The following is a 26,755-nucleotide window of genomic DNA, read 5'->3' as shown; positions in this document are numbered from 1 at the left end:
CCTTCGGTAACGAAGGCTTTTTTTATGTTTACCCCATGCATATCAACCAAAGGCAATACAAAACAATATGCTAATCTGTGCGTATGTAGCAGACAGTTTAAACTTAGCTATAACCTTACATAGTATACTGCTGTTTAAAGAAAGTGCTGATAACCCTTACCAGTACTTGTTTTCGCCCTTATGCCACAAATACTCGTTATAGACGATGATCCTGCCTTCAACCTGATGCTTAGTGCTTTTTTAAAGCAACAGCAGTACCAGGTGCAAACTGCGCATAGTGCAGAAGAAGGACTCAGATTGCTTAGGGGTCATACTTTTAACCTGGTGCTTACTGACTTTAGGTTGCCTGATAAAGATGGTCTTGAGTTGCTTAGCATGATCAAAGTAATTTCTCCCACGCTTCCTGTTATACTTATGACAACTTACGCAGATATACAGACTGCGGTAAGAGCTATAAAAATGGGTGCGCTGGAATACCTCACAAAACCAATAAACCCCGACGAGACGCTGCTGCTGGTGCAAAGCACACTAAAAAAGAAAGAAGATGTACCAGTTTCTCCACAACTATCAGCTAATTCAGCGTTTGTGCATGGCACCAGCCCCGAAGCAGAGCAGATAGATGAGTTTATACAACTGGTTGCTCCTACCAACCTTTCTGTAATTATAGAAGGCGAGAGCGGCACAGGCAAAGAGTATGCAGCCCGTACGATACACGAAAACAGCAAGCGCCGCGATAAACCTTTTGCCGCTATAGATTGCGGAGCCTTATCTACGGAACTTGCCGGAAGCGAATTGTTTGGTTATGTAAAAGGAGCGTTTACAGGAGCTTTAACTGATAAAAAAGGACAGTTTGAAGCAGCTGATGGCGGTACTTTGTTTCTGGATGAGATCGGGAACCTGCCTTATGAAGTTCAGGTGAAACTATTGCGGGCTTTGCAAGAGCGTAAAATTCGGAAAATTGGCAGCACCACCGACCTGGATGTAAATGTGCGCGTAATTGCTGCAACTAACGAGGATCTATTAAAAGCAATCCACAACGGACAGTTTCGCGAAGACCTGTACCATCGCCTGAACGAGTTTAAAATAAACATACCGCCCCTGCGCGAGCGCAACGGTGATGTACTGTTGTTTGCAAAGCATTTTCTGCAGCAGGCAAATCAGGAACTGGAGAAAAATATTACAGGCTTTGAGAGCGATGCAGAAGAGGTGCTACTGCATTACAGGTGGCCGGGCAACCTGCGCGAGCTAAAAAATGTGATAAAGCGTGCCGTGCTGCTAACAAAAGGAAATACGATTAGCCTGCAGGTACTACCGCCGGAGGTGGTTAACTACAAACCAGAACCTGTAATCAATACAGAAAGTATACGTATGGCTGCAGGGCAATCTGAAACAAACCTGAAAAGTATAACCGAACGTAACGAGCGTGAGATGATACTTAAAACGCTTGAACAAGTAAGGTATAACAAATCCAAAGCAGCACGCCTGCTCAACATCGATCGCAAAACGCTTTACAACAAACTCAGGCAATATAATATAGAAGCGTAGACTAAGCCGTTTCCTGCTTAGCTTCTTGTTTTAAAGTTACCAGTTCTTGCTGCAATGCCTGTAGTACAATAGTTGCATTAGTCACTATCACTTCTGCTGTTTCAGGTAGTTTATGTACATCAGGATTTTTTACATGAAGTACCTGCTCCAGCTCCGCCAGGTAGGGCACCACCGTATCTGCCTTTAATTGCCTGAAACCTGTAATCATTTTGTGCGCAACGTTAGCTGCCTTATCCCAGTCAGCTGTTAGTGCGTAGGATTTTAGCTGAACCAGGTTTTGTTCCTGATCTGCTAGCAACACTTTCAGAACCATCGCCAGCATCTGGTTATCAGGACCAGTAAAAAGACGTATCTCTTCTAGGCTGAAAAGTTTATCATCTGGTTGTTTCTCTTGAGTAACAGATGCTATACTTTGGACTTCAGGTGCTACAGCGGGTTGTACAGGCAGTACAGTTGCCAATAGCTGGTGCAGCTCCTGCTCGGTAAATGGCTTTAGCAGGTGCCCAACAATTGCAGCGCCTTTAAAGAAGTCAGGGTCGTTGCTGAGGATGTTAGCCGAAAGGGCAAGTATAGGTACCTGCTTGTTATATTTCCGGATAGCCCTTGAAACTGTTTTTCCGCTTACGCCGGGCAGCTGCAGGTCTGTTAGCACCACATCATACGTATGCTCCTTTACCAAGTCAAGCGCTTCGTGCCCATCATTAGCCAGGTGCACCTGCATGCCCCACCTGTTTAGTATGAGTTCAGCTAACGTACGGCTGTAGGTATCATCATCTATCACAAGGGCAGTATAGCCTGTAAAGGAGCCTGTAGTGAGTGCGGCAGGTGCTGGTGCATTTATACTTTGCTGTGCCAGTAGCAGTGGCAGTACCATGGTAAAGCTGGTGCCTTTGCCTGCTTCGCTATTCACGGTTAAGGTTCCGCCCTGCATCTCAACCAGTTTTTTACTGATCGATAGGCCGAGGCCGGTGCCGCCATACTTTCGAAGTATAGAGTCATCTGCCTGGTTAAATTCCCCGAATACATGCTGTAGCCTGTCTTTAGGTATACCAATGCCTGTATCGCTTACAGTTATACTTATTGTAATCCTGTTGCGGCGCTGGCCTTTTAGTACAACATCCACCAGTACCAGTCCTTCGTGGGTAAACTTTATGGCGTTATCAATCAGGTTAAACAGCACCTGCTTAATACGAATTACATCACCCTGTAGTGCATCTGGTATATTATCAGAAACTTGGCAACTTAACCTAATGCCTTTAGCAGCTGCCTTTAAGCTAAATGCCTGTTCCAGTTCTGCAGTTAATTGTTTTAAACCAAAAGGAACAGGGTTGATATTCAGTTTTCCGGCCTCAATTTTAGAGAGATCAAGCACATCGTTTACAATATGCAGCAGGTGTTGCCCGGCGCTGTTAATGGCCTGTATGTGCCCTTGCTGCTGCTTTTGCAGGTTGGTGTGCTGTAATTGCTCTGTGAAGCCAAGTATAACGTTTAGCGGCGTACGCATTTCGTGGCTCATGTTGGCAACAAAAGCCTCTTTTGCCCTTGCCAGCTGCACCGACGCCTTTTGCGCCCTGATCAGGCTCCTTTTGTAGTTGTTGCTGCGGGTAATATCGCGCAGGATCAAAAGTATAAACGCTACGCCACCGCCTAGTCCTAAGATGCCAACCAGTAAAAGTATGGTAGAGGTTTTCTTTGCTTCTGTGCGCGCCTTTTCAGAGTTTAACTGCGACTGTGCCTGCTCGTACTGCTCCATTTCATACATCATCGCCCTGATCTGGTCCATAATGTTTTTGTCCTGCTGCAGTAAAGTCAGTTCTTCGGCCTGTAATAAAGCCTCCTTTTTATCCGACTCACGCTTTACATTTTTCAGGATGCTGCGCACTTTAGCCAATTGGGCTACAGGTGGGGCTACTTTGCTGGTGTCAACTCTAACCTCGCGGGTAACGCTTAATTCTGGTTTAATTACCTGCGGCGGTGCGGTAGGCTGTTGCTTTTCTTTATCTTTTCGAGAGAATAGTTTATTTAAAAAGCCTTTCTTTTCCTGCTCTTCTTCCTGTTGCGGCTCGCTGTATTCAGGCACTTTCAGTAGCCTATCAGAAATAGTAGTAGTGGTGTGCTGCCGAATGGTGGTAGAGGTTGGCTTCGGCTCTGCTGCAGAAGCGATCCGGCGCAAAGCTTGGTCAGATGGATTGAGGCGCTGCTGTTCCTTCTTAAGAGCTACATAGCGGTGCATGTTTACCTGTTTAGCCTTTAGTAATACCGCAATAGAGTCTATTTGTGCCACCTCAGTTTTGTTGTCCTGCAATAACGTACGCAGGCTGTCCAGCTGGTTCTCTATGGTATCGAGGTGGCTGAGATAAGATTTAAAGTGATGCTCTTTCGTTGTTAATGTATAGGCTCTGATGGAGCTTTCTGCCGCAGAGATAGTTGCCAGCGTGTGCTGCAGGCTATTTAATTTGATGTTGGGCTTAGAGAGCTCGTCCACAGAGCTGAGCAGTTGGGTAAAGCTGGCATAGGTCAGGTAAACAGCCACTACCACCATACTTAAAGCTAGTCCAAACCCAATTACAATTTTTGTCTTAATGCTATCGCCAAACAACTTCATCTATACTTTTGCCCGCTTTTCTGCTTTCTGAAGTGATAAAGGTCTATAACGCCAATCTGTTTAAAATGATTACAAAACATTAAAATTCTGATGCAGAAGTAAAATATGCACTCGGTCTAAAACAAAAGAGGCGGCAAGATTATACTTGCCGCCTCTTCATATTTTTCTAAACTTTATTACCAACTGCTGCTGGCTCCGCCGCCTCCAAAAGAACCTCCTCCAAAGCCGCCAAAACCACCGCCTCCACCACCTCCGCCGAAGATGCCACCCCCGGAACTGAAAGTGCCAAAACCACCTGGTATAATAACAGGACCACCGAAGGTTCTGGCGTAGCGTCTGCCACCACCTCCACGGCCACCTCTGCCGCCGCCCATTTTAGAGAAAATGATAAGGGCAAGTATAACAATGATGATGATGAAGATAAGTGAAGGTCCTTCGCTTTCACTGTCGGCTGCCATACTTTGGTCTGCAGTGTAAGCACCGCTAGCAAGGTCTATAATCAAATTGGTGGCTTGTTCCAAGCCTTCGTAAAACTGACCTTTCTGGAATGCTGGCTTTAATGTTCGTTCTGTAATTCGTTTGGCTAGAGCGTCGGGTACAAACTCTTCGAGGCCATAGCCGGTTTGTATAGTAACCGTGCGTTCGTCTTTAGCCACAAGTATAATCAGGCCATTGTCGTACTGGCCAGCGCCTACACCCCAGCGCTCACCGAGTTCGGCTGCATACTGGTTTGGGTCGTAGCCGCCAATGGAGTTCATCAGTACAACGGCTATCTGTGTAGAGGTAGTGTCGCTGTAATTTTTTAATTTCTGCTCCAGTGCCTGTTCCTCGCTGGCAGATAACATATCGGCGTAATCGTTTACGAGGCGGTTCGGCTTGGGCGGGAAATCACTGTTTTGGGCAAGTGCCGCTACAGTGAAAACGCAAAAATACAGCAGTAATAAGAGTTTTTTCATGTGTTAATTAGTCTCCGAACGATACGTCATCGCTCAGTTCGTTTACATCGCCTTTGCGGTCGTAAGGGAAATGTGCCTGCAGCTGCTCACCAGCCATTAGAATACCCTCTGCCAGACCCTCGGCATAATGCTTCTGCTTAAAGTGCTTGATTACGTGTTCTGTGATATCTTCCCAGAAATGGTCCGGAACGATGGCATTAATACCAGCATCGCCCAGCACAGCAAACTGATGGTCTTCGAGGGCAATATAAAACAGCACGCCGTTTCGCAGCTTGGTTTGGTGCATGTGCAGTTCTGCAAACACCTCTGTGGCACGGTCCAGCACGTCCTTATCGCAGTTGCTCTCTACGTGCACACGTATTTCGCCGGAGGTATTTTGCTCAGCCTCGCGTATGGCTGCCATTATCTTCTCCTCGTCGGCGGGAGTTATTATATCTCGTGGCATAGTTTTGTTGTTGATAATAACTGCTAATTATCTGTGAAGAATCAACCAACAATTAGCAGTCAGCAATTTAGAATTCAACCGTTGGAGCTTGTTCTGCGCCTGCTTCGGCCTGAAAGTGCCCTTTGCGCTCAAAACCAAAAATGCCAGCCATAACATTGTTAGGGAAGGAGCGGACAGTGGTGTTGTAATCCTGTACAGCCTCATTAAACTTGCGCCGCTCCACCGAAATTCGGTTTTCAGTACCCTCCAACTGGGCCTGCAATTCCAGGAAGTTCTGGTTGGCCTTTAGCTCTGGATATTTTTCTACGGTTACAAGTAAGCGGCTTAGGGCACCACTTAGCTCGCCCTGCGCCTGCTGGAAGCGCTGTATGTTCTCAGGAGTGAGGTTGTCTGGGCTAATGTTAACGCTAGTCGCTTTGGCGCGTGCCTCAATTACGCGTGTAAGTGTTTCCTGCTCAAAATTAGCTGCACCTTTTACGGTATTAACCAGGTTTGGAACAAGGTCAGCGCGGCGCTGGTAAGAGTTTTGAACGTTGGCCCAGGCAGCTTCTACAGTTTCGTCTTTCTGCACCATCGTGTTATAGCCGCACGATGATTGAGAAGCTAAAATGACAAATCCGATCAGGTAAAAGAAAATTCTTTTCATGGTTTAAGGTTGTATATATGTTTTTACTATACGGTACAATACGCTTAATAAAGCTATATCAGTACGAATTTAATAAATACACGTTGGTTGAGCAGGGAAAAGATGAATAAATTAACAAGGTTGTATATTTTAATACATGCAGCAAGTGTTGTAACTGCATTGTTAACAGTAATTTAATAGCGTTAATGTGGCAGGCAAAGTTTAAAATCTAGTACAAAATCAATATATTGCATGAAAAGTATAGTTTATGAAAGCAGTTATACCAGTAGCAGGAGTTGGTTCAAAGCTTAGGCCGCACACGCATACGCAGCCAAAATCTTTGGTGCCTGTTGCTGATAATACTATACTTGGGCACATCATCGAAAAAGTTTTAGAGGCTGGCATCACCGAATTCGTTTTTGTAATAGGCTACCTAGGTGAGAAGGTAGAACGTTATGTGCGAAAGAAATACCCGCAGATAAATGCAGAGTTTATAGTGCAGCAGCCGCGTGAGGGACTTGGACATGCTCTTTGGGTTGCCCGCCACACCTATGAGCACGATGAAAGTGTACTTATAATGTTGGGTGATGCTATTGTAGACGTAGATCTGAAACCAATTATAGAGGCTCCTACTTCGGTATTGGGTGTAAAAAAAGTTGCCAAACCCTCGCTTTTTGGTGTTACAGAGGTAGGTAACGACGAATTTATAGTAAAGGTGGTGGAGAAGCCTAAAATCCCGAAGTCTAATTTTGCGCTGGTCGGGCTTTATAAGATTGTGAACCCTGCTAAGCTAGTCGCTTCTCTGGAACATATTATAACAGAGGATCAACGTACACAGGGCGAGTACCACCTGACTGATGCGCTGATGCACATGATTAAACAAGGTGAGAAGATTGTGACGTGGAGCGTAGACCATTGGTTTGACTGTGGAAAGAAAGATACTTTGTTAGCGGCTAATGCCACACTGCTAAACAGGGCTAACCTAAAAACCATTGACTACAGCAAGCAATGTCCGGGGTGCATCATTATTCATCCGGTAACAATAGGCGAGGACTGTACTATCACTAACTCTATAATTGGCCCTAATGTGGCTATCGGTGATAATACCACTATTTCCAATTCCATTATCAGTAACTCAATTATAGGTTCTTACTCAGAACTTCGCCACGCTGTGATGCACGACTCTATCATTGGCAGCGATGCTTCCTTCAGGGGCTTTAGTCACAGCCTGAACATTGGGGATAGTACAGAGATCAATTTTTCGCAGTAGTTTGTTGTGGCAATGGATTGTTTGACAAAAGACTTTTAGAATTTATTATCATAATTTAGGTTTTTTGTCCTTTGTCACCGAGTCCTTTGTCTCTACAAAAACGTCAGTTCATTCAGTTGGTCCAGCATCCAGCCGGTAAGGCTGTAGCGGTGGCGATTAGCTAACAGCACCTCATGCGGAATCATGTCTGCTCTAAAGCAGGCAAGGCGGCCGGCGATTGGCAGAATATCTACCTCTTCTTCAGAGCCATCTTCGTTTGGTAAGTATAAACGCAGGTTGCCGCCGTTCTCAGGTTTCCAGTTTTCGTTTAGGTAGCAGATAAACGAGAGGCGGCGGTGATCGTTGGTTTGGAACTGGTCTAAATGGCGCTGGTAAACAGTACCCGGAGGATAAACCGTAAAGTGAAACTCGAAATCTTTGAGGCCCAGAAAGCAGGTGCGGTTAATGTAGCGCATTACCTCATGCATTCGGTCTAAGAAGATCTGGGTTGGCGGCAGCGCTTCCGTTGGTTCTATCCAGCGAATAAAGTCACCGCGTACTTGCTTGTCTACAGTAAAATGGTCGGCAGTGCCGATGCCTGCTTTTTTAAAAGTGCCCTGCTCCTGATGGTGTTGCAGCACCTCTAGTAGGTTATGCACCTCCTCGGGCACCAGGAAGTTGTCAACAATAGCATAGCCTTTTTCGGACAGCCTATCAGCTATCTGCTCGAATTTCTGCAGCAGTTTTTCGTCTTCTACTTCTTCCATCACCAGAACAAAATTTTATAAGCTTAGTATAAAAGCCCGCAAAAGTAACGAGTAAAAGCATCCGTTGTATACGCACTCAACCAAGATTTTTTATACTTAAACATACTGATTTTAAAGTATAAAGCCATTTGTAACAGTTGGTATGGCTGAAGGTAAGGCAATGGATTTTGCTATAAAATATGTATCTTAGTTCCTTGCTATTTTAAAGTCTAAACAAAACTATAGGCAAAGCCATTATGAAAAAGACAACGGCAATACTGCTGGCCGGCGGCTTAACAGCTGTTACGGCGTGCAAATCAACACAAACCGATAATACAACTGCCACAGGCATGACAACAGAAACCACAGTTGCAGCTGCTGTAGAAGCTGAGAGTGATTTAAATTACCCGGAAACAAAAAAAGTAGACCACTTTGACAATTACTTCGGTACGCAGGTAGCCGACCCTTACCGCTGGCTCGAAACCCACAACGAAGAGGTAGACCAGTGGATAGAGGCGCAGAACCAAGTAACATTTAATTACCTAGATGGCATCGAGTTCAGGGACAATATTAAAAAACGCCTGACCGAGATTTGGAACTACCCGAAGTATGGCGCTCCTTTTAAAGAGGGTGGTAAATACTATTTCTTTAAGAACGACGGCCTACAGAACCAAAGCGTGCTGTATGTGCAAGAAACGCTGGAGTCGGAGCCAAAGGTATTCTTTGACCCGAACAAGCTGAGCAACGACGGCACCGTAGCCCTTACGGCACTTCAGTTTTCTAAAGACGGTAAGTATGTAGCCTATGGCACCTCAAGCGGTGGCTCCGACTGGAACACCTACCAGGTAATGGATGCTGCTACCGGCAAAACATTGGAAGATAAAATTGAGTGGGTAAAATTCTCGGGCCCAAGCTGGTATAAAGACGGCTTTTACTATAGCCGCTACGATGCTCCAACCGAAGGCAACAAACTGGCCAATAAAAACGAGTACCATAAAGTATACTATCATAAAATAGGAACGCCGCAGAGCCAGGACCAACTGGTGTACGAAGATAAAACTAAGCCGCTGCGCAACTTCTACGGCCAGACCACAGACGATGAACGTTTCCTGATCCTGAACGTGTCGGAGGGTGCGAGTGGAGCTAATGCTTTATACTATAAAGATCTGGCTGATTCGAAATCAACTATAAAGCCTATTGTAGATAGCTTTGAGAACGAGTATAACGTAGTTGATAACTTTGGCGATAAGCTGTTGGTGATGACGAACAATAACGCGCCGCGTTACCGCCTGGTGATGATAGACCCGAAGAAGCCACAGGAGGCAAACTGGAAAGTAGTAGTGCCGGAGTCTCAGAATGTAATGCAGGGTGTATCTACAGTGGGAGGCCGCATTATCGCTACTTACATGAAAGATGCCACCAGCCAGGTAGTAGTTTACGACCAGAACGGCAAGCAACTAAACACAGTAGAGCTGCCTACGTTGGGTACGGTGAGCGGCTTCGGCGGGGACCAAAAGGATAAGGAGACGTTCTTTACCTTTACATCTTTTACCTACCCACCGACTATTTACCGCTATGATGTGCCAAACAATAAGGTAACGCAGTTCCGCAAGACTGAGGTTAACGTGAATACCGATGCCTTTGAAACGAAGCAGGTATTTTATACTTCGAAAGACGGGACTAAAGTGCCTATGTTTATTGTGCATAAAAAAGGCCTTAAGCTGGATGGTACGAATCCGACATACCTGTATGCTTATGGTGGATTTAACATTTCCATGACGCCAAGCTTTAGCATTGCCAATATGCTGTGGCTAGAGAATGGTGGTGTGTTTGCGATGCCAAACCTGCGCGGTGGCGGCGAATATGGCGAAGACTGGCACAAAGCCGGCATGACGCCAAACAAGCAGAACGTGTTCGACGACTTTATCGGTGCTGCCGAGTACCTGATCAGCAACAAGTATACTTCTTCTGAAAAACTGGCTGTGGCCGGTGGCTCTAACGGTGGCTTGCTGGTAGGCGCCTTTATGACACAGCGTCCGGAGTTAGCTAAAGTGGCTCTGCCTGCTGTAGGTGTGATGGACATGCTGCGCTTCCATAAGTTTACAATTGGTTGGGCATGGGTGCCAGAATACGGCTCATCTGACGACGAGGCACAATTTAAAAACCTGTATACTTTCTCGCCGCTGCACAACATTAAAGAGGGTATAAAGTATCCTGCCACTATGGTCAAAACAGCCGACCATGATGACCGTGTTGTGCCAGCGCACTCGTTTAAATTTATCTCTGAACTTCAGGACAAAGGTGCTGATGGTAATCCATACTTGATCCGAGTGGATGTGCGAGCAGGCCACGGTGCCGGTAAGCCAACCTCACTGCTTATTCAGGAGTGGGCCGATACGTGGGCATTTGTTTATAAGAATATTGGCGTTAACCCATATCAGAGTCAACAATAACAACTAAGTATAAGTCTGCCATTTATACTTTAGCCGCGCCGCCTGTATCAGGTGGCGCGGCTTTTTTTGTTATTTCTTCCGTACTTTAGCATTTAACGAGTTCAGATACTTATGACAAAATCATACCCCGGCACCAGCCATTTTACAATCCGATCGAACGAGATAGATTACCGTGGTTTGGCTACCATGCCTGCACTGGTAGGCTATATGCAGGAGGCAGCATGGGAGAATACCAGAGATCTCGGAATCTCGATGTACGACCTGCTGGAGCGAGGGTTTACGTGGGTGCTGCAGCGCATGCGGGTGAAAATGTTTCGTTACCCAAAGCATGGCGAAAGTATACTTGTTGAGACGTGGGCATCTGGTAGAGAGCGCGTTTTTCTGCACCGTGACTTTAGGGTGTATACCTCGGACAAAGAGCTGCTGGGACAGGCTACAAGCGTGTGGCTGGTAATGGATGTGGTAAAGCGCCAGCTGGTGTCGGTGCCTGATTTTATAATGGAGGTAGAGGTAGTGCCGGGGCAGGAGCCGCTCCCATTTGCAAAAGGTAAATTACCACAACTACAGGATGTACAGCATACCCAGCGAATGCCCGTCCGTTGGCACGACATCGACTTAAACCGCCATGTTACCAACACGCGCTATCTGCAATGGATATTAGATACATTGCCTACCGAAACACTGGAAAAGCACCTCAGGCAAGTAGACATTATCTACAAAGCCGAAAGTATACTAGGCGATACAGTTTTATCTGAAGTTGGCATAGGAGAAGCAGAAAGTATACTTTTGCACAAACTTACCAGCCAGGGCACAGGCAAAGAACTGGTGCAGGCGAAAACAGAGTGGTGCTGGTCAACAATCAACGACTAAAAATCAACAATTAAAAGTGATACAGATACGCAAAGGAATAATAGATGACCTGCCACAGGTGCACGGGCTTATTCAGGAATTGGCAGATTACGAGCGAGCGCCACATGAAGTGACTAACACACTGGAAGATATGCGGCGCGATGGCTTTGGAGAAAAACCGATTTTTGAGTTCTTTGTGGCCGAGACAGCAGAAAACGGCATAGTGGGCATTGCTTTATACTATACCGCTTACTCTACCTGGAAAGGCAAAATGCTTTTTCTGGAAGACCTGGTGGTAACAGAGCGGTACAGGCGCACTGGCATTGGACGTAAGCTTTTTAACGCTATATTAAAGGAGGCAAAGCTAACAGGGGCAAAGCGATTTAAGTGGCAGGTACTGGAGTGGAACGAGCCGGCTATAGCCTTTTATAAAAAAATAGGCGCAAACCTGGATGGTGAGTGGATAAACTGCAACATGACGGAAGAACAGATAAAAACATACTTGGCCTAAGCTGGCAAGTATAAAAAAGCCGCACCTAGACAGTATGATCTGTTTAGGTGCGGCTTTTTTATTACAAGTGTCTACTCCTGCTCTTTTCGCTCTACGTTTACGCCAACAATTTCTAGCATTGTTCTAAAGGAAGCATACTTACCTGCATATCGGTCGTTAACTTTTTGTTGTAGTGCTGGAGAGTGATCACGCTGGTACTCTAGCAGGTCTTCAGCGTTACGGCATGTATACTGCACTGCATAAGTGGTTCCCCCGGTATCCTCATCTTCTACTACACGGCAAATTTGGTTGGCCAAAAAATAACCTGTACTCATTACCTCTGGTATGTGCACATCTTTCATCCACTGCAGCCACTCCTCGGCTACATTGTTATCTATACTTACAGTTACATTGTATAAAATCATACTCAAAATTACAAATTAGCTTATACTTAACAGCGTGTTTACGAGGAATAGTGCCGTGACTTAAGATTTAACCTGCTCCTCTTGTTTTATATTATACAACAATATCTTAAATTCGTATAATATTATTTTTACAACCAAGTATAACTATGAAAAAATTATTAATTGGCTGCATTCTAAGTGCCGGTATGGGCTTGGGAGCAGCGCTGCAGCAGCCTGCTGTTGCAGCTGTATCACCAACTGCACTTGTCGCAGCAAGTAACACACACCCAACCGAAGCCAAGTATGACAAGATAATGGAGAAGTATGCTAACGGTTTAAAGGCTGCCTTTGCTGAAAAAGACGATAAGAAAACCATTGCCATGGTGAACAAGCTGAACGATGAGATGATAACAAGTTTCGAAAAGATAAAGCCTGAGCTAGAACGTTGGATAAAAGGCATGAGCGAGAAAGACAAAGAGGGGCTTGAGCAGCGGGCAGGTAACAAATCATACTTTAAAACTATATTCGAAATTATGTTTGACCCCGAAGTAGGCAAACGCGTTGAGAATAACCCAGCCTTGAAGGCAGCCCTCGAGAGCAGCGACAAGCGCATGAAAGCATTAGGCTTTGATAGTGACGATAGCGAAGAAGAGGAAGAAGATATAGACTAAAGTATAAAACAGAAAAGCAGCGGCCTTAACTAACAGCCGCTGCTTTTTTATTGCAGATAAAAGAACTTAATAAAACTATTTTAGGAGCATTCCTGCATCTGTGGTTGATTATAGTTAAGTAACTCTGCAGGCACAGAAGGTTAAATTGGCTCTGTATAATCTAAGTCTTTGGCATATGTTTCTTCTAAAGAAAGTATAGCAACAAGTGCCAAGGCAAGGCTTAATACCCCAAGTATAAGAGCACCCGGCACTAAACCAATGCCATCTTTTAAATAACTGAAAGATAAGGTTAATGGCACTACAGCGCCGCGCACAAAATTAGGTACGGTTGTAGTTACGGTTGCCCGGATATTAGTGCCAAACTGCTCTGCAGCAATGGTTACAAATACAGCCCAATAACCACTGGCAAAACCAAGCGCCACACACAAAGTATAAAAAGCATTGAGGCTGAAAGCAGACCCTAGCAGATATACTGCAACAAAAAAGGCTGTGAGCCCCAGAAAGGCTACTACAATGTAGCGTCTGCTTTTAAACCGCTGGCTCAGATAACCGCTGGCAAAATCGCCGAAGGTTAACCCCAGATAGCAGAACGATACAGCCTTGGCCGCTGAAACTGTTTCCTGCATGCCCAGAGCTATACCAAATTCAGGCGAGAATGTGATCAGTATACCCACCACATACCAGATCGGTAGGCCAATAAGTATACATTTAAGGTATTTCCAGAAGCGACTCAGGTTCGTGAATAAGCTGAGAAAATTTCCACGTGTAACACTTTGTGTTTTTTTAAGGTTATCGAACATCCCAGACTCATAAACCCCCACACGCAGGAACAGCAGCAGGAGTCCTAAACCACCACCTATAAAGTATGCCGTGCGCCAGCCAAAGTACTCTCCTATAAACCCGGCAAGTATAGCTCCGGATATACCAATGGTGGCCACAGCCATAGTTCCGTAACCACGTTTCTCCTTAGGCAGCACCTCCGATACCAATGTAATGCCAGCTCCCAGTTCCCCGGCTAAACCAATACCTGCTATTAACCTCAGAAAAGCATACATCGGTATGGTTGTAACAAAACCGTTCATCAGGTTAGCAACAGAGTATAAAAAGATAGAGCCAAACAACACCGACAGCCTGCCGCGTTTATCGCCAAGTACACCCCAGGCCACACCGCCAATCAGCATCCCAATCATCTGCATGTTCAGCAGCATTACCCCCTGCTCCAGCAGTTGCGTTTGGTCTGTAACACCCAGGTCGCGGAGGCTGGGGATGCGCACAATGCTGAATAGTACCAGGTCGTAAATATCAACAAAGTAACCCAGGGCGGCTACAATTACTGAAGCATTTAACAAGTAATGTTTCTGGCGGGATTTAGTTAGCTGTGGCATAGGAACGGTTTTCTATACTTAAATATAGCTTTTACCTAATTAAATGTAAAGGGCCTTTTATAATTTAGTTCTGCTGATTTTAAATTAGTTTAGGCTTTTAAATTAATCCAGGAACGATACAGAACTATACTATGGCAGAGTTAGGGAGAAAACTGCAGTTAAAACTAGGGGCTAGCTTATTACTTATAAATGCGCCAGAACATATTGCTGATGCCCTCGCCGCAGAGGGTTATACTTTTGCAAATGCTGCCGAGCCACCTCATGTTGGCATTTACGATGCAGTGCAGCTGTTCGTACGAAACATAGAAGAGCTAAACCAGTTGGTGCCGCAGGTGGTGCCACTTTTAAAACCTAAAGGACTTTTCTGGATTGCGTACCCTAAAAAATCATCAGGCATAAAAACTAACCTAAACCGCGACGAGGGCTGGAAAACTGTAATAGAATTAGGGTATGAAGCTACACGCCTGGTGGCTTTGGATGAGACATGGTCATCGGCGAGATACAGGCACAAGACCGAGCGAAGCAAGCCCTCTACGTTTGGTATGGATATGCCAGGCATAGACCGAAAGAACAAAACAGTTACCTTACCTGAGGATATGCAGCTGGCACTGGAGCAGGCTGGCGTGCTGGAAATGTTCGGGAATTTGGCCTTTACCCACCGAAAAGAGTATGTTGTTGCCGTGCTGGAGGCCAAGCGCCCTGAGACACGTGCCAAGCGGATACAAAAAGCTGTAGAAGAACTGCAGGCGAAACAGCAGAAAGTATAAAACATAAAGGGCAGCCAAATGACTGCCCCTGCTGTAAAAATTGTTTGTTTTCGTAGCTTAGTTTTGTACATCTATAAAGAAAGTGGCATTGTAAACAGTACCGTTCATGTAAGACTTACCCTGCCTTTTTTCTGCTTTAAGATCGATGTGAAGCGTTTTGATGCCGGCCTTGCCAGTTGTAAAGGTTGCCTGCAATCCTAGAGGTGAGCCATCTGCTTTTTTATCAGTAGTAACTACAGCCAGTTCTGCTTTCATGTCATCAATGTTGCTCTGCGCCTTTCTATACTCTACCGTGTATACTTTTTCTTCCTTTTTGATGATTTCGTTCTGCTCTGCACGTGTGCCCGTTTCATCAGAAAAGTAAGTAAGAGTCGCGTTATAAGTGGTGTTAGGCTTTAGTTTGATATCATCCTGCTTTAGCGCTCCATATACTTTGCCATCTTCGGTAGTATAAGGTGTACTCATGGTAAAGCTGGTAGTTTCTCCGCCACCTTGTGGTGTAAGTGTTACAGTAACTCCGTTAACTTGAACTACATTTAATTCAAGTTTCTCCTTTTCGCAGGAGGCAAGTGTAAAGGCAGCTAAAAGTGCGAGGCATCCGGCAAATTTTGTAATTAGTTTCATAGTTTCATTTTAGCTTAAATAGGTTATATAAGTATAGTGGTAAGCTAATATTGTGCCAAGAATAGTATATTGATGCCGTATAAATAAAAAAACAGGCGCTGTTTAAAAAGCGCCTGTTTTTTTATACTCTTTACTTTATGTTACTGAATAACAACAGGGAAAGTCGCCTGCACATCTGTTTCGCCTCTGGTTAGGCCTGTTTGTTCGCGGTTAGCATCATTGGCTCCAACTTTAAGATTTGGCTGGTGTTTTAAAGTAATACGGAGTCTGCCGCTGCTGGCGTCTGTAGTAACAACTTGCGCCTCTAAACCAACAGGGCGGTTGCTGTTGTCTCTATCGGTTTTAGTGATTGCTAGCACAAGGTTGTCTAACGTTTGGTAGAAGAACTCGTGCTCATCCCCTTCCTCCTCTACTTCGCTGGTAAGTTCTACAGACGGATTCTTGCTATCATCAAATAGAGTTATTGTGGCATTATAAGTGGTATTGGCCTCTAAATTAAGTGTGTTTACACTAGCATCATTGCCGCCGTCACCATCAGGGTCGCTATAGATGCCTTCAACAGACTGGCTTTTGCCTACAGGAACAAGTGTTATTTTTAAAGTGGTTATTAGCTCCTGCTCCTCCTCAATTGGCTCTGGGTCATCGTCGCTGCACGACGATGCTGTGAACAGTAAAGAACCCATCATAAGGAAAACAAGGTATGGTCTGAATAACTTTTTCATAAGTTTAGTACTCGGATTAATGTTGAAAATTGTTTAAAACTGTAAATGATTAAAACTAATTTTTGCTAAAATCTAAAGGTATTCTCACGCGCAGCATCAGCAGGCGGCCCATCTCATCGGCGTAGTACCGGAAACGGTTCAGGTACTCACGGTAGCTTGTGTTAAGCAGGTTATTGCCTGTTACACCAAACTCTACCGGTTGCTTGCCAAAGTATACAGTTGTGCCTGCCTCTGCCTGTAATAAAAAGTATGCATCTGGAGCCGGAGCAAAGTCCTCGTCGGTTTTAGTTGGCACTCTTGTCTGCTCTGCTGCATAAACCCCACCTAACGTAAAATATGCATTCTTAAACATGCCTGATCTGCTTAGATCACTGATCTCGTAACGCAGACTATTATCAAAACGGTCTGGCGGAATGTTAATTAGATGATCATTGGTGCTGGTGTTTTTTGCTCTTACAATAGAGGTTTTAGAGTCTAACGTAAGGTTTGGCAGCAGATTATAGGTCAGGCTTAAGTCTGCGCCTGTAAACGTTGCATTTGTCTGCTTGTACTCGAAAGCCGGGAAAGCACCTCTTATAGTTAGTACAGGCTCTGGAAGCGGAGCCAAGTAAATGTAATTGTCTATAAAGTTGTGGTACAGGCTCAGCTTTCCGTTTAAGCGGGCATTGGCATAATAGTCTACAGATGCTTCGAAGTTATAAGCTTGCTCTGACTTGAGTGTAGGGTTACCTCTTTCGTAAGAGGCGGCGCTGTGGTGAACTCCGTTACTGAAAAGCTCATTAGTATTCGGGGCTCTCCAAGCTGAAGTTGCACTCAGGCCAAACGTAAGGTGGTAGCCTACATCATACATAGCACCCAGTGTACCCGACACGTTGCCGAAATTAAATTCTGGTTTAGACAGATCTCTGTTGTTTTCCAGTTTCTTTACCAGCAGGTGCTTGTAGTCGTAACGCAGGCCGGCTTCGAGTTGTAACCTGTCTTTGCGCCACTTCTCAATAGCAAAAGCGCCGGCTGTTATACCTGTAAAGTATGGCAGGAAATCGTTGTACTGGTAAGTGTTGTTCTGGTAAATAGTGCTTACACCAACAGAGCCTGAGAAATTACCGATAGGAGCATGCTCCCAGATAGCCTCTGTGGTGTGCGTTACCAGATCCAGTTCCAGCGCAGGGCGTGTACCTATTTTATGTGCATCAAACTCCTGGCGCAGGTTACGCTGCAAGCCATACACAAACTCCAGTTTGCCTGCTTCGCCGGTAAGCAGGTATGCCTTCGCCTTTAACAGCTGGTGCTGCACATCCTGGTATGGTCTGCCGATCTGGTATGTAAAATCAACTTCTTCTGCGTTGTCGGGTTTGCCTCTTTCAATGGCGTAAAGCAAGTCGGTTAAGTTGCCTATATGCGCAGCTTTTAATATGCCTAACTTTGTATTAAACTGACTATAGAACAACTCACTGCCGAAGCGGCCTTTTTTATAGCCGAGTGCAGCAGAGAAGTTTCTTTCTTCAAAACCGGTATTCTCCAAATAATAACCAGAAGTGCGGGCATTGCCAGCTTTTTTGAGCGTGCCCTGCACGCGCCAGCTTAGAGGCAACTGGCTTAGCTTACCTTCCAGGGTGGCTGATGTTGCCAATTGCCTGTTATTGGTACTACTTAGCAGGTTTACCTCTCCACCTACACCGGCAGAGTCTGGTAAAGTGCTTGGCTCAACGATTACTACACCACCAATGGCATCAGAGCCATAACGCACACCGGCTGCACCTTTTATCACCTTCATCTCACTGGCTACAAACGGGTCTATTTCCGGAGCGTGCTCAGTGCCCCACTGCTGTCCTTCCTGCCTGATACCGTTGTTCAGCAGCAGCACACGGTTACTGTGCATGCCATGTATCACTGGTTTCGAAATAGTAGGACCAGTTTGAATAGTGGTAACGCCTGCAATCCCTTTTAAGGACTCAGCCAGCGAAAGCCCACGGGTTTGTTCCAGTTCTCTGCCAGAAAGCGTTTCAGAAGATTGCGCCTGCTCTTTGATGTTGCTGCCCGTAATCTCGACGGTGCGTAATGTGTGCTCGTCGATGTGCAGTTGCAGATCGCGTACGGTAGATGAACCCAGTTTTATAGTAAAGCTCTCCGGCTCGTACCCAACATAAGTCACTTTTAAAGTATAAGTGCCCCTGCATAGGTGATGAAAATGATAATTCCCGTACTCGTCTGCAATGGTCGCTTTATCCAGCTGCGGAATGTATACTGTTGCACCTATCAACGTGGTACGGGTGTCGTGATCTAGTATTTTTCCTGATAAGGTAAGGCCGCAATCCTGCTCCGGTCCTGCATCAGGGCCGCTTACCATTGCCTGCTGCTGTGCCTGCACAGGTTGTAAACCTGCAACGGTAAGCAGTACAGCTATCAGTACATACTTTATATAATAAAATTGTGTAAACACTACTTTAGTTTTAGCTATAATAAATGGGCAACATAAATAAGATGCCACCGCTCATTTAAGGCTAGCACCATGCCAAAGGCAACTGCCAGACCAGAGCGTTAGGTTCGGTAACATGTATGTGCCAAAAAGCTTGTTTTTAAAAACAGGCCTGGCGCATGGGTTAAGCTAAAAACTAAATTAACGGTGGGCCTCGTAGCGAGGCGTTATGAAGGGTGGTGCCATGCCAGCTGCTGCTGTAATGCACCTTATAAGTAGCTGTATGGGTTACAGCTTTAAATTCTACAGGGTTGATAGCCGGCTGGAAAGGAGCTCCAAAAAGGTCCTCAACCGGACAGTGAGAGTGTTTCTGGCCAACCTGAGCCTTATGTGAATCTGTGTGCTCTGAATGCACAGCATGCGCGTGCCCGTGAAGCTCCAGTAATAGAGCATCCGGTACCATTACTCTTACAAAAAGCAAGAGCAGCAACACTGCAATATGTCTCAGAAAAAGATTCACCTTATAGTATATAACTAAAATTAAGTAGCTTTTAATTCCAATCGCCTGGTTTTACGACTTTAGTTAGAGTCAAGATACGGCGCTAGGTTTAATCCAGTGTGCCATACTAAACATAAATATAGCGTTTTGCTGCAAAAAGTATTGTGTTTAATGGAGTTTTTCTGACAACCTGTCACAGAATATGCAACCATAGCAGTATGGAACAGGATTTGAATGCGAGTGAGTAGACTATAGACAAGATTCATAACCTTAAAGTATAAACATGGAAGAAAGAGGTAGTATTTCGATCCACACCGAGAATATTTTCCCGATCATTAAGAAGTTTTTATACTCTGATCACGAGATTTTCCTGCGTGAGCTGGTAAGCAACGCCGTTGACGCCACCCAGAAAATGAAGCGCCTGGCATCAATCGGAGAGTATAAAGGAGACCTTGGCGAGTTGAAAGTAGAGGTATCTGTTAATAAAGATGCCCGCACCATTACCATTTCCGACAATGGTATCGGTATGACAGCCGAAGAGATCAAGAAGTACATCAACCAGATCGCTTTTTCTGGTGCTTCGGAGTTTGTGGAGCGTTACAAGGAGTCTGGCGGTGACAAAAACCAGATAATCGGACAGTTCGGTTTAGGCTTTTATTCTGCCTTTATGGTGGCTGAGCGCGTGGAGATCGTTACCAAATCTTATAAAGATGGCACAGAGGCAGCCCACTGGACCTGCGACGGCAGCACCGAGTTTGCCATTGCCCCTGCTCACAAAGAAACGCGTGGCACCAATGTTATACTTAATGTGGCTGCAGATTCTGAAGAGTTCTTAGAGCCTGCTCGCATTAAAACTATACTTGAGAAATACTGTAAGTTCCTGCCTGTTCCGGTGGAGTTTGAGGGCGAAGTAATCAACAACCCTAACCCAATCTGGACTAAGCAGCCATCCGAACTAACAGACGAGGATTACAAGAACTTCTACAAAGAGTTGTACCCGTTTTCTGAGGCGCCGCTTTTCTGGATACACCTGAACGTAGACTATCCGTTTAACCTGACGGGTATTTTATACTTCCCTAAGATCAAAAACGACTTTGAGCTGCAGCGCAACAAAATACAGCTGTACTCCCGCCAGGTGTTCATTACGGATGAGGTAAAAGACGTTGTGCCGGAGTTCCTGATGCTGCTGCACGGTGTGATCGACTCACCGGATATTCCGCTGAACGTAAGCCGTTCTTTCCTGCAGGCCGATTCCAGCGTGAAGAAGATCAACACGTATATCACCAAAAAGGTAGCCGATAAGCTGAACGAGATCTTTAAGAAAGACCGCACAGCCTTCGAAACCAGTTGGGAAGACATTAACGTGTTTGTAAAGTATGGCATGCTAAGCGACGACAAATTCTATGAAAAAGCGAAAGACTTTGTGCTGCTGCAGAGCGTGGATGGCAAGTATTATACTTTAGAAGAATACAAAGCATTTACGCAAGCTAACCAGACTAACAAATCTGACCAGTTGGTGATGCTTTATACTTCCGATGCCGATAAGCAGCACGCTTATGTAGAGGCTGCCCAAAACCGTGGCTACGACGTGCTAAAGCTGGATACAATGATAGACAGCCACTTTATAGGCATGCTGGAGCAGAAGCTGGAGAAAACCACTCTAAAGCGTGTTGACTCTGAAACTGTAGACAAGCTGATAGAGCGCGACGAAGCCAAGGAAAGTGTGCTGAACGATAAGGAGAAGGAGAACTTAAAGGGTATCTATGAAACAGCCATCGATAATAAAAATATGATGGTAGAGGTTGCCCCAATGTCGCCGGACGATGCGCCTGTGGTAATTACTTTGCCAGAGTTTATGCGCCGCATGAAAGACATGAGCAAAACTGGCGGCGGCGGTATGATGTTTATGGGTGATATGCCGGATACTTACAATGTTACCGTTAACGCAAACCACAGCCTGAACCAGCGCATCCTGAACGCTAAAGAAGAAAACAGGCCACGCATTGCACGACAGGCGTTTGACCTGGCTTTACTTTCTCAGAACATGCTTTCAGGAGCCTCTCTTACTGCTTTTGTGAAGCGCAGCTTTGAGTTGATCGACAAAGAATAATAAATTTTATATATACCTAACAGAATAAGGCGGTGCCCACAGGGTGCTGCCTTTTTTAATTGCCAGCAGCAGCCATGAAACTATCGCAACAGAGAAGCAGTTATATGGCATGTTGATGGGTATATAAAATATGCACATCTTTACGTTATACTTTGTAAGTTAGATTACTAAACTGTTAAGTTGCTGTTTGGGTTGGATGCATACTTGCTTTATTCACTAACTAGCATATTCACACATCTATAATTAGTATGAGGCATTCCCTTTGCTTGGTTTTTTCGATGGTTCTTGGCTCCTGGTTTTTAACATTGGGTGGTTGTGGTAAGCCTAAATGGAACAGCGACTATAACCTGAACCAGGCTCGCCTTAAAGAGAATTCTAAAACTAATGCCATTGCCTCTGTCGATACATCTGCTGAAGCTATGGCAGAGAGTCTGTTTGCCGAGAAGGTAGAAGAAAAAGAGGCGAAACGTAAAAAGAAGCATAGCAAACGCTACTTTTTAGGAGAAAAAGTAAAGCGTGGTTTTACTAAGAGAGGCAATGGAAGCCGAGAAGAAGTAGAAACATTTAGCTATTTGCCTGGTCATAAAGACCCTAACCCCTACGCCCCGCTTAAATATTACTTCGATACTAAAAAGAAGGTAATTTATCGCACTAGTTCAGATGAGATAGATGCTGGCCGTTATAAAATATTGCACGGACCTTACAAGAAAGAGATAGACGGCAATACTGTTGAGGAAGGCTATTATTATATAGGAACCAGGCACCTGCGTTGGGAAACCTATCGCCGTGGCGAAGAAGGTATTTTAGTGAACAAGCAGCATTATGAGAAAGGTTTTCAGCGCGATGCCATAGTAACATATTATGATGGAAGCAAAAAGATAAAAGAAGTAATGCCATATGAGTACGGCCAGTTGCAGGGAACTTACTATCGGTTTTACGAGAACGGCGAAGTAGAATGGACTGGCAAGTATGAGAAAGGCAGAAAAGTGGGTGTATGGATAAAACACTACGATTTTAGAGGTCGCCGGCATTACGAATATCAGTATCCCGAAACAGCCTATGATAAGTCTTTTGAGCCATTCCTGGTAAAAGAGTACGATCGCCACGGTACGCTTATCTACGAAAAAGATAAGTTTGATAAGCGTTCGCAGGCGCAGCGCTAATAAAAAGCATCTTCTATGTGGTGTATCTCCTGTTTGGGAGTTAATGTAATGGCTATAATATCGAACCTGATTTCTTTGTTCCAACCTGTTTGGTAAATGTATTCCTCAGCTGCTGCCAGCAATTGCGCTTCCTTTTTAGGACCAACAGCTTCCTCCGGAAACCCAAAGACATCTGTAGTCCTAGTTTTTACTTCCACAAACACTAATACATCATCCCGGGTGGCTATAATATCTACCTCTGCGCGTTTATACCTGTAGTTTCTATGAAGTATAGTATATCCAAGCTCTAAAAGGTGCGCCGCGGCTGCGTGTTCACCGTTCTGTCCGGTTCTAATATGATTGTTTGTTTGAGATGCCATCTAAAACTAGTAATTTGCACCAAATTAGGGCCAAGTTAAAATTGTGATTTTAATATAGTTAAACATCTATTCTTTAAGAATATAGCTTTAGCTTATTGATATCAGGACTAGCTTCAGCTTTATACTTGAGGGGCATATTTAGGTTGGCGGCAGCACCAAAGTGTGTGTCTATTCTAAAACAGATACATACTTAGTTGGTTAACTAAGAAATTTATAAACGCAATCACGAGTGTTACAAAACAAAAAGATCCGGTTTGAGCACCTGGGGCTGATGGATTACAAGGAAGCTTGGGATTACCAGGACAAGCTATTTACAAGCGTGCTCGACCTAAAGGTGCAAAACCGTAAAGCAGACCTCGGGGAGCAGGTCCCGACACCAAACTATCTGCTGTTCTGTTCGCATCCGCATGTTTATACTTTAGGGAAGAGTGGCCACGAGGAGCACCTGCTTTTAAATGAAGAAGGATTAAAGGCTAAAGGTGCTACGTACTATAAAATAAATCGTGGCGGCGATATAACTTACCATGGTCCTGGCCAAATTGTAGGATATCCTATACTAGACTTAGAGAACTTTTTTACAGATATACACAAATACCTGCGCCTGTTAGAAGAAGCCATCATACTTACGCTAGCAGAATATGGCGTTAATGCAGGGCGCATTGCAGGCCTCACCGGCGTATGGCTGGACCACGAAGCGCAGGTAAACCCACGTAAGATATGTGCCATGGGTGTTAAGTGCAGCCGCTGGGTTACCATGCATGGCTTTGCCTTTAATATAAACGCCGACCTTTCATACTTTGATAATATAGTACCATGCGGTATATCAGATAAGAAAGTAACCTCACTTGCAAAGGAGTTGGGCCATGAAGTACCGATGGAGGAAGTTGAAGAAAAATTAAAGAAACATATAGCTACATTATTCGAGGCCGAGATCACAGTTTAATTTACATGAAGAAAGATATTGATTTTGGAGCAGTAGAGGGTATAGCTGTTGCTATTGCTACCAAAAAAAATGAGTTAGGCGATGCTACTTGGGATGTTTATTTGCTAAACAACAATGATTTCGCGCTGGAGAACGTTCTTATTACCTCTAAAGGATATGGCGTGATGGACGATAACGAAGTAAAGACATCAGTGCTGCGCCATATGTTTGAGCGTGTAGAGCCTAAAAGTTTTGTGCAGATTGAGCCCATCGATCCGGCCATTTTTCACATAAACAACGAGTATTGGGTTAGTTACTATGTGGAAAAGCAAATACTGGACAAGAAGTTTATCTTTGTTCCAGACTCAATTACTGAAGAAAACCTAATCGATATTGGTATGCTACAGCTAAAAGGTGTACTGCATTCTTAGGTAAAAGAATTTAGATCAGGTTTTTGCAGCAAAGTACATAGGAACTGTTGTGTTATTACATTATGTTTAAGGTGCTGCTGCTTCACTTTGTTCCTTAACTGTATGGATCAAAATTTACTATCCCTTGTACTTGCATCCAGCTGGGCTTTTTTAATAGCTATTTTTGCTGTTCCGTCTATAATTCGGGTAGCACATTTAAAAAACATCCTGGATAAACCGAATGGCCGTACAGTGCACGCTGAACTCACGCCAAGACTGGGCGGCGGTGCTATGTTTGCCGGCTTCATGTCTGCGCTTACTATTTTTGCCGATCTTAACAATGGGGTGCAGCAGTTGCTAGCAGGGTGCATTATGCTCTTCTTTATAGGCCTGAAAGACGACTTGATTAATATCTCGGCTTTAAAAAAGTTTGCTGTGCAGATATTAGCTACAGGCATTGTCATATTCATGGCTGATATCAGAATTACTAGCTTTCAGGGTATACTTGGTGTGGGCGAGCTCGAAATAGGCACCAGTTATGCTTTTACTTTTATAGTTGTGATCGGTATAACAAACGCGATTAACTTGATTGATGGCCTTGACGGTTTGGCAGGAACGCTTGTGATAATTGCAGCCACTACCTTTGGGGTATACTTTTACTTATATGGCGGTGCAGATTACGGTAATTATGCAGCAGTGGCATTTTGTTTGGTTGGCGGAATACTAGGATTTTTGCGGTATAACTTCAGGAAGGCAACTATTTTTATGGGCGATACAGGCTCATTACTTTGTGGTTTTATACTTTCAGTGCTCGCTATACAGTTTATTGAAATGCGAATGGTACCGGCTGCCCCATCTGTGGCTTTAGGGATCCTTTTCGTGCCGCTTTTCGATACATTCCGTGTGTTCCTGATCCGCATACTTAAAGGTACATCTCCTTTTGTGCCTGATAAAAATCATATTCACCATAGGTTACTAAGTATAGGTTTAACCCAAACAGCTACTGTAATTACCTTGGCTACTATCAATTTGGCGGTTATACTTGTAGTAGTGCTGCTAGGCGAATGGGGTAACCTTAACATGTTGTTGGCACTATTAGCCTTCTCTGTTTTGTTAAGCGTGTTTCTAGGAATTTATAAGTCCAGAGGTGATCAAAGTGTTTCGGAAGCCTAAGGCTATTCTATTTAATCTATACTTTATAGCTGCTCTTTTGCTTGCTGCAGCGCCTAAGTCTAATGCCCAGTTGCTGCCATTAGAGCAAAACAATACACTTACAGAAGAGTGGCTGGTGTATGAGGAGGAGGCGCAGGAACTGGTGCCTTATGTGGCAGTGCTACACTCTGAGCAGCAGTCATTGCACCAATGGTTAAAGGTGGTGCCCTCGCAACCCTTTCCTATTGGCTTTGCAGCCCAAAAAGACCTTTGCATCTTCCTGAATAATAAATTGATATTTAAGGCAGACTCGACTGCGACTTTTAAGTTAAACCTGTCAGATTATGCAGAAGCTCTTAAGCCAGTGGATGGTAAAATCTTAATGACTGTTTGGCATCCGTCGCAAAAGCCAAATATTAAAGGTTTTTATAACAACGTTGAGAGAACCGGTCAAAGTATGGCATCAGGGCAGAGACCACTGTCGCTAAAGCTAAGAGACTACGTTAACCAAAACCCATTTATACTTTTCCTGCTACTAATAGGGCTAGTGTACGGTTGGCTTAGAATAAGTTATTCAGCAGAGTTTAGTGCACTTTTTAGTGCAAGTCTTAGAGGCAGTGATACCCGGTTAGACGAGGGATTTCTGGCAAAGCCTTTATCATCTTGGTCTAGTATTTTGTTTATTTTGGCGTTCTCATTGTCGTTGGCGCTGCTAATTGCAGCTATTCATACCAATGTGCAGCATATTCGCCTTTTCAACCGCCTATTTCCTGTATCCGAATCCGATATCACTACAAAAATTGGCGTTTATACTTTATTTATATTCTCTTTTATACTTTTAAAGTACCTCTTTCTTAAAGTAATGGCTTTCATCTTTGGTTTGGAAGAGGTGGTGCTGGTACAGTACCGTGAGTTTATCAAAGCCCTCCTTTTCCTGGGGATATTTCTGCCGTTTGTGATGCTGTTGTACCTTTCCATGAACGCTCTGATGCCGGAATTCATATTACTCGTATCTAATGTGCTGGTATCGTTGCTGTTGTTATTAGCGGTGTTGCGGGTATTTGTAACTGTAAATAAGAAAGCTACAGTACTAAATTTGCATTTATTTTCATACCTTTGCGCCACAGAAGTAATTCCGCTGGCAATTGTGCTGAAATTGATCGTTTTTACCTTCTAAGCAAACACAAT

25 protein-coding genes are annotated in these 26,755 nt (G+C 44.5%); 13 read left to right on the top strand and 12 right to left on the bottom strand.

The features are described from left to right. Window positions 1-180 precede the first annotated feature (180 nt). Entirely contained in the window at window positions 181-1,545 is a 1,365-nt protein-coding gene (locus WG943_RS16995; protein WP_340410827.1) for a sigma-54-dependent transcriptional regulator, read from the top strand. Window position 1,546: 1 nt separating this feature from the next. Here the strand turns inward: WG943_RS16995 and WG943_RS16990 are convergent, their stop codons facing one another. From WG943_RS16990 to WG943_RS16975, 4 genes are all read right to left on the bottom strand, one after another. Then, window positions 1,547-4,150, bottom strand: coding sequence for an ATP-binding protein (locus tag WG943_RS16990; protein WP_340410825.1), 2,604 nt, complete (start codon window positions 4,148-4,150; stop codon window positions 1,547-1,549). 176 nt (window positions 4,151-4,326) lie between these two features. After that, window positions 4,327-5,106, bottom strand: coding sequence for a TPM domain-containing protein (locus tag WG943_RS16985; protein ID WP_340410823.1), 780 nt, complete (start codon window positions 5,104-5,106; stop codon window positions 4,327-4,329). Between the two features lie 7 nt (window positions 5,107-5,113). Then, window positions 5,114-5,551 (bottom strand): TPM domain-containing protein, encoded by a 438-nt coding sequence (locus WG943_RS16980; protein WP_340410821.1) that lies wholly within the window; start codon window positions 5,549-5,551, stop codon window positions 5,114-5,116. Between the two features lie 67 nt (window positions 5,552-5,618). Continuing rightward, window positions 5,619-6,197, bottom strand: a complete 579-nt coding sequence (locus WG943_RS16975; RefSeq protein ID WP_340410819.1) for a LemA family protein — start codon at window positions 6,195-6,197, stop codon at window positions 5,619-5,621. 247 nt (window positions 6,198-6,444) lie between these two features. Here WG943_RS16975 and WG943_RS16970 point away from each other — a divergent pair, with 247 nt between their 5' ends. Further along, window positions 6,445-7,446: a sugar nucleotidyltransferase gene (locus WG943_RS16970; protein ID WP_340410818.1), complete on the top strand. Its 1,002-nt coding sequence runs from the start codon at window positions 6,445-6,447 to the stop codon at window positions 7,444-7,446. 92 nt (window positions 7,447-7,538) lie between these two features. On the opposite strand, the gene WG943_RS16965 is transcribed toward WG943_RS16970, so the two are convergent. Further along, a complete protein-coding gene (locus tag WG943_RS16965; RefSeq protein ID WP_340410816.1) occupies window positions 7,539-8,192 on the bottom strand; it encodes a 2OG-Fe(II) oxygenase in 654 nt (217 codons plus the stop codon). Window positions 8,193-8,428: 236 nt separating this feature from the next. On the opposite strand from WG943_RS16965, the gene WG943_RS16960 reads away from it, so the two are divergent. The 3 genes from WG943_RS16960 to WG943_RS16950 all read left to right on the top strand — a co-directional run bounded on the left by WG943_RS16960 (window position 8,429) and on the right by WG943_RS16950 (window position 11,984). After that, window positions 8,429-10,624: a prolyl oligopeptidase family serine peptidase gene (locus WG943_RS16960; RefSeq protein ID WP_340410814.1), complete on the top strand. Its 2,196-nt coding sequence runs from the start codon at window positions 8,429-8,431 to the stop codon at window positions 10,622-10,624. A 111-nt stretch (window positions 10,625-10,735) separates the two neighbouring features. Then, window positions 10,736-11,494, top strand: coding sequence for an acyl-[acyl-carrier-protein] thioesterase (locus WG943_RS16955; RefSeq protein ID WP_340410813.1), 759 nt, complete (start codon window positions 10,736-10,738; stop codon window positions 11,492-11,494). A 16-nt stretch (window positions 11,495-11,510) separates the two neighbouring features. Further along, window positions 11,511-11,984 (top strand): GNAT family N-acetyltransferase, encoded by a 474-nt coding sequence (locus WG943_RS16950; protein ID WP_340410812.1) that lies wholly within the window; start codon window positions 11,511-11,513, stop codon window positions 11,982-11,984. A 71-nt stretch (window positions 11,985-12,055) separates the two neighbouring features. On the opposite strand, the gene WG943_RS16945 is transcribed toward WG943_RS16950, so the two are convergent. Continuing rightward, window positions 12,056-12,388, bottom strand: a complete 333-nt coding sequence (locus WG943_RS16945) for a DUF4286 family protein (protein WP_340410810.1) — start codon at window positions 12,386-12,388, stop codon at window positions 12,056-12,058. Window positions 12,389-12,534: 146 nt separating this feature from the next. Here WG943_RS16945 and WG943_RS16940 point away from each other — a divergent pair, with 146 nt between their 5' ends. Next, window positions 12,535-13,038 (top strand): hypothetical protein, encoded by a 504-nt coding sequence (locus WG943_RS16940; protein WP_340410809.1) that lies wholly within the window; start codon window positions 12,535-12,537, stop codon window positions 13,036-13,038. A gap of 140 nt (window positions 13,039-13,178) precedes the next feature. Here WG943_RS16940 and WG943_RS16935 read toward each other — a convergent pair whose 3' ends face one another. Further along, window positions 13,179-14,423, bottom strand: a complete 1,245-nt coding sequence (locus WG943_RS16935) for an MFS transporter (RefSeq protein ID WP_340410807.1) — start codon at window positions 14,421-14,423, stop codon at window positions 13,179-13,181. 131 nt (window positions 14,424-14,554) lie between these two features. On the opposite strand from WG943_RS16935, the gene WG943_RS16930 reads away from it, so the two are divergent. Continuing rightward, window positions 14,555-15,190: a YdeI/OmpD-associated family protein gene (locus tag WG943_RS16930; RefSeq protein ID WP_340410806.1), complete on the top strand. Its 636-nt coding sequence runs from the start codon at window positions 14,555-14,557 to the stop codon at window positions 15,188-15,190. A 57-nt stretch (window positions 15,191-15,247) separates the two neighbouring features. On the opposite strand, the gene WG943_RS16925 is transcribed toward WG943_RS16930, so the two are convergent. The 4 genes from WG943_RS16925 to WG943_RS16910 form a co-directional block, all read right to left on the bottom strand. Next, window positions 15,248-15,814 (bottom strand): hypothetical protein, encoded by a 567-nt coding sequence (locus WG943_RS16925; RefSeq protein WP_340410805.1) that lies wholly within the window; start codon window positions 15,812-15,814, stop codon window positions 15,248-15,250. A 140-nt stretch (window positions 15,815-15,954) separates the two neighbouring features. Beyond that, entirely contained in the window at window positions 15,955-16,536 is a 582-nt protein-coding gene (locus tag WG943_RS16920; protein ID WP_340410803.1) for a hypothetical protein, read from the bottom strand. A 55-nt stretch (window positions 16,537-16,591) separates the two neighbouring features. After that, window positions 16,592-18,976, bottom strand: coding sequence for a TonB-dependent receptor (locus WG943_RS16915; RefSeq protein ID WP_340410802.1), 2,385 nt, complete (start codon window positions 18,974-18,976; stop codon window positions 16,592-16,594). A 172-nt stretch (window positions 18,977-19,148) separates the two neighbouring features. Beyond that, the gene (locus tag WG943_RS16910; protein WP_340410800.1) at window positions 19,149-19,472 is read right to left on the bottom strand and encodes a hypothetical protein; all 324 of its coding nucleotides are present in this window, start codon (window positions 19,470-19,472) and stop codon (window positions 19,149-19,151) included. A gap of 262 nt (window positions 19,473-19,734) precedes the next feature. Between WG943_RS16910 and htpG the strand changes: the two genes are divergently transcribed. Together htpG and WG943_RS16900 are read left to right on the top strand one after the other, a co-directional pair. Next, the gene (htpG, locus tag WG943_RS16905; protein ID WP_340410798.1) at window positions 19,735-21,561 is read left to right on the top strand and encodes a molecular chaperone HtpG; all 1,827 of its coding nucleotides are present in this window, start codon (window positions 19,735-19,737) and stop codon (window positions 21,559-21,561) included. 248 nt (window positions 21,562-21,809) lie between these two features. Further along, entirely contained in the window at window positions 21,810-22,724 is a 915-nt protein-coding gene (locus WG943_RS16900) for a toxin-antitoxin system YwqK family antitoxin (RefSeq protein WP_340410796.1), read from the top strand. Here the strand turns inward: WG943_RS16900 and WG943_RS16895 are convergent. Next, window positions 22,721-23,083, bottom strand: a complete 363-nt coding sequence (locus tag WG943_RS16895; protein ID WP_340410795.1) for a YraN family protein — start codon at window positions 23,081-23,083, stop codon at window positions 22,721-22,723. The genes WG943_RS16900 and WG943_RS16895 overlap by 4 nt on opposite strands. Window positions 23,084-23,354: 271 nt before the next feature. Here WG943_RS16895 and lipB point away from each other — a divergent pair, with 271 nt between their 5' ends. The 4 genes from lipB to WG943_RS16875 all read left to right on the top strand — a co-directional run bounded on the left by lipB (window position 23,355) and on the right by WG943_RS16875 (window position 26,744). Then, window positions 23,355-24,026, top strand: a complete 672-nt coding sequence (lipB, locus tag WG943_RS16890; RefSeq protein ID WP_340410861.1) for a lipoyl(octanoyl) transferase LipB — start codon at window positions 23,355-23,357, stop codon at window positions 24,024-24,026. Window positions 24,027-24,031: 5 nt separating this feature from the next. Continuing rightward, the gene (locus tag WG943_RS16885) at window positions 24,032-24,436 is read left to right on the top strand and encodes a hypothetical protein (RefSeq protein WP_340410794.1); all 405 of its coding nucleotides are present in this window, start codon (window positions 24,032-24,034) and stop codon (window positions 24,434-24,436) included. Between the two features lie 102 nt (window positions 24,437-24,538). Next, window positions 24,539-25,588, top strand: coding sequence for an MraY family glycosyltransferase (locus tag WG943_RS16880; RefSeq protein ID WP_340410793.1), 1,050 nt, complete (start codon window positions 24,539-24,541; stop codon window positions 25,586-25,588). Then, complete coding sequence (locus WG943_RS16875; RefSeq protein WP_340410791.1) at window positions 25,563-26,744, top strand: DUF4271 domain-containing protein; 1,182 nt, start codon at window positions 25,563-25,565, stop codon at window positions 26,742-26,744. Before WG943_RS16880 ends, WG943_RS16875 begins: the two co-directional genes overlap by 26 nt. Window positions 26,745-26,755: the final 11 nt, after the last annotated feature.

The sequence above is a fragment of the Pontibacter sp. H249 genome (genome assembly GCF_037892465.1).
Classification (GTDB): Bacteria; Bacteroidota; Bacteroidia; order Cytophagales; family Hymenobacteraceae; genus Pontibacter.
The sequence above is the reverse complement of the archived record's forward strand: the minus strand, read 5'-3'. Positions and strand labels throughout refer to the sequence as shown.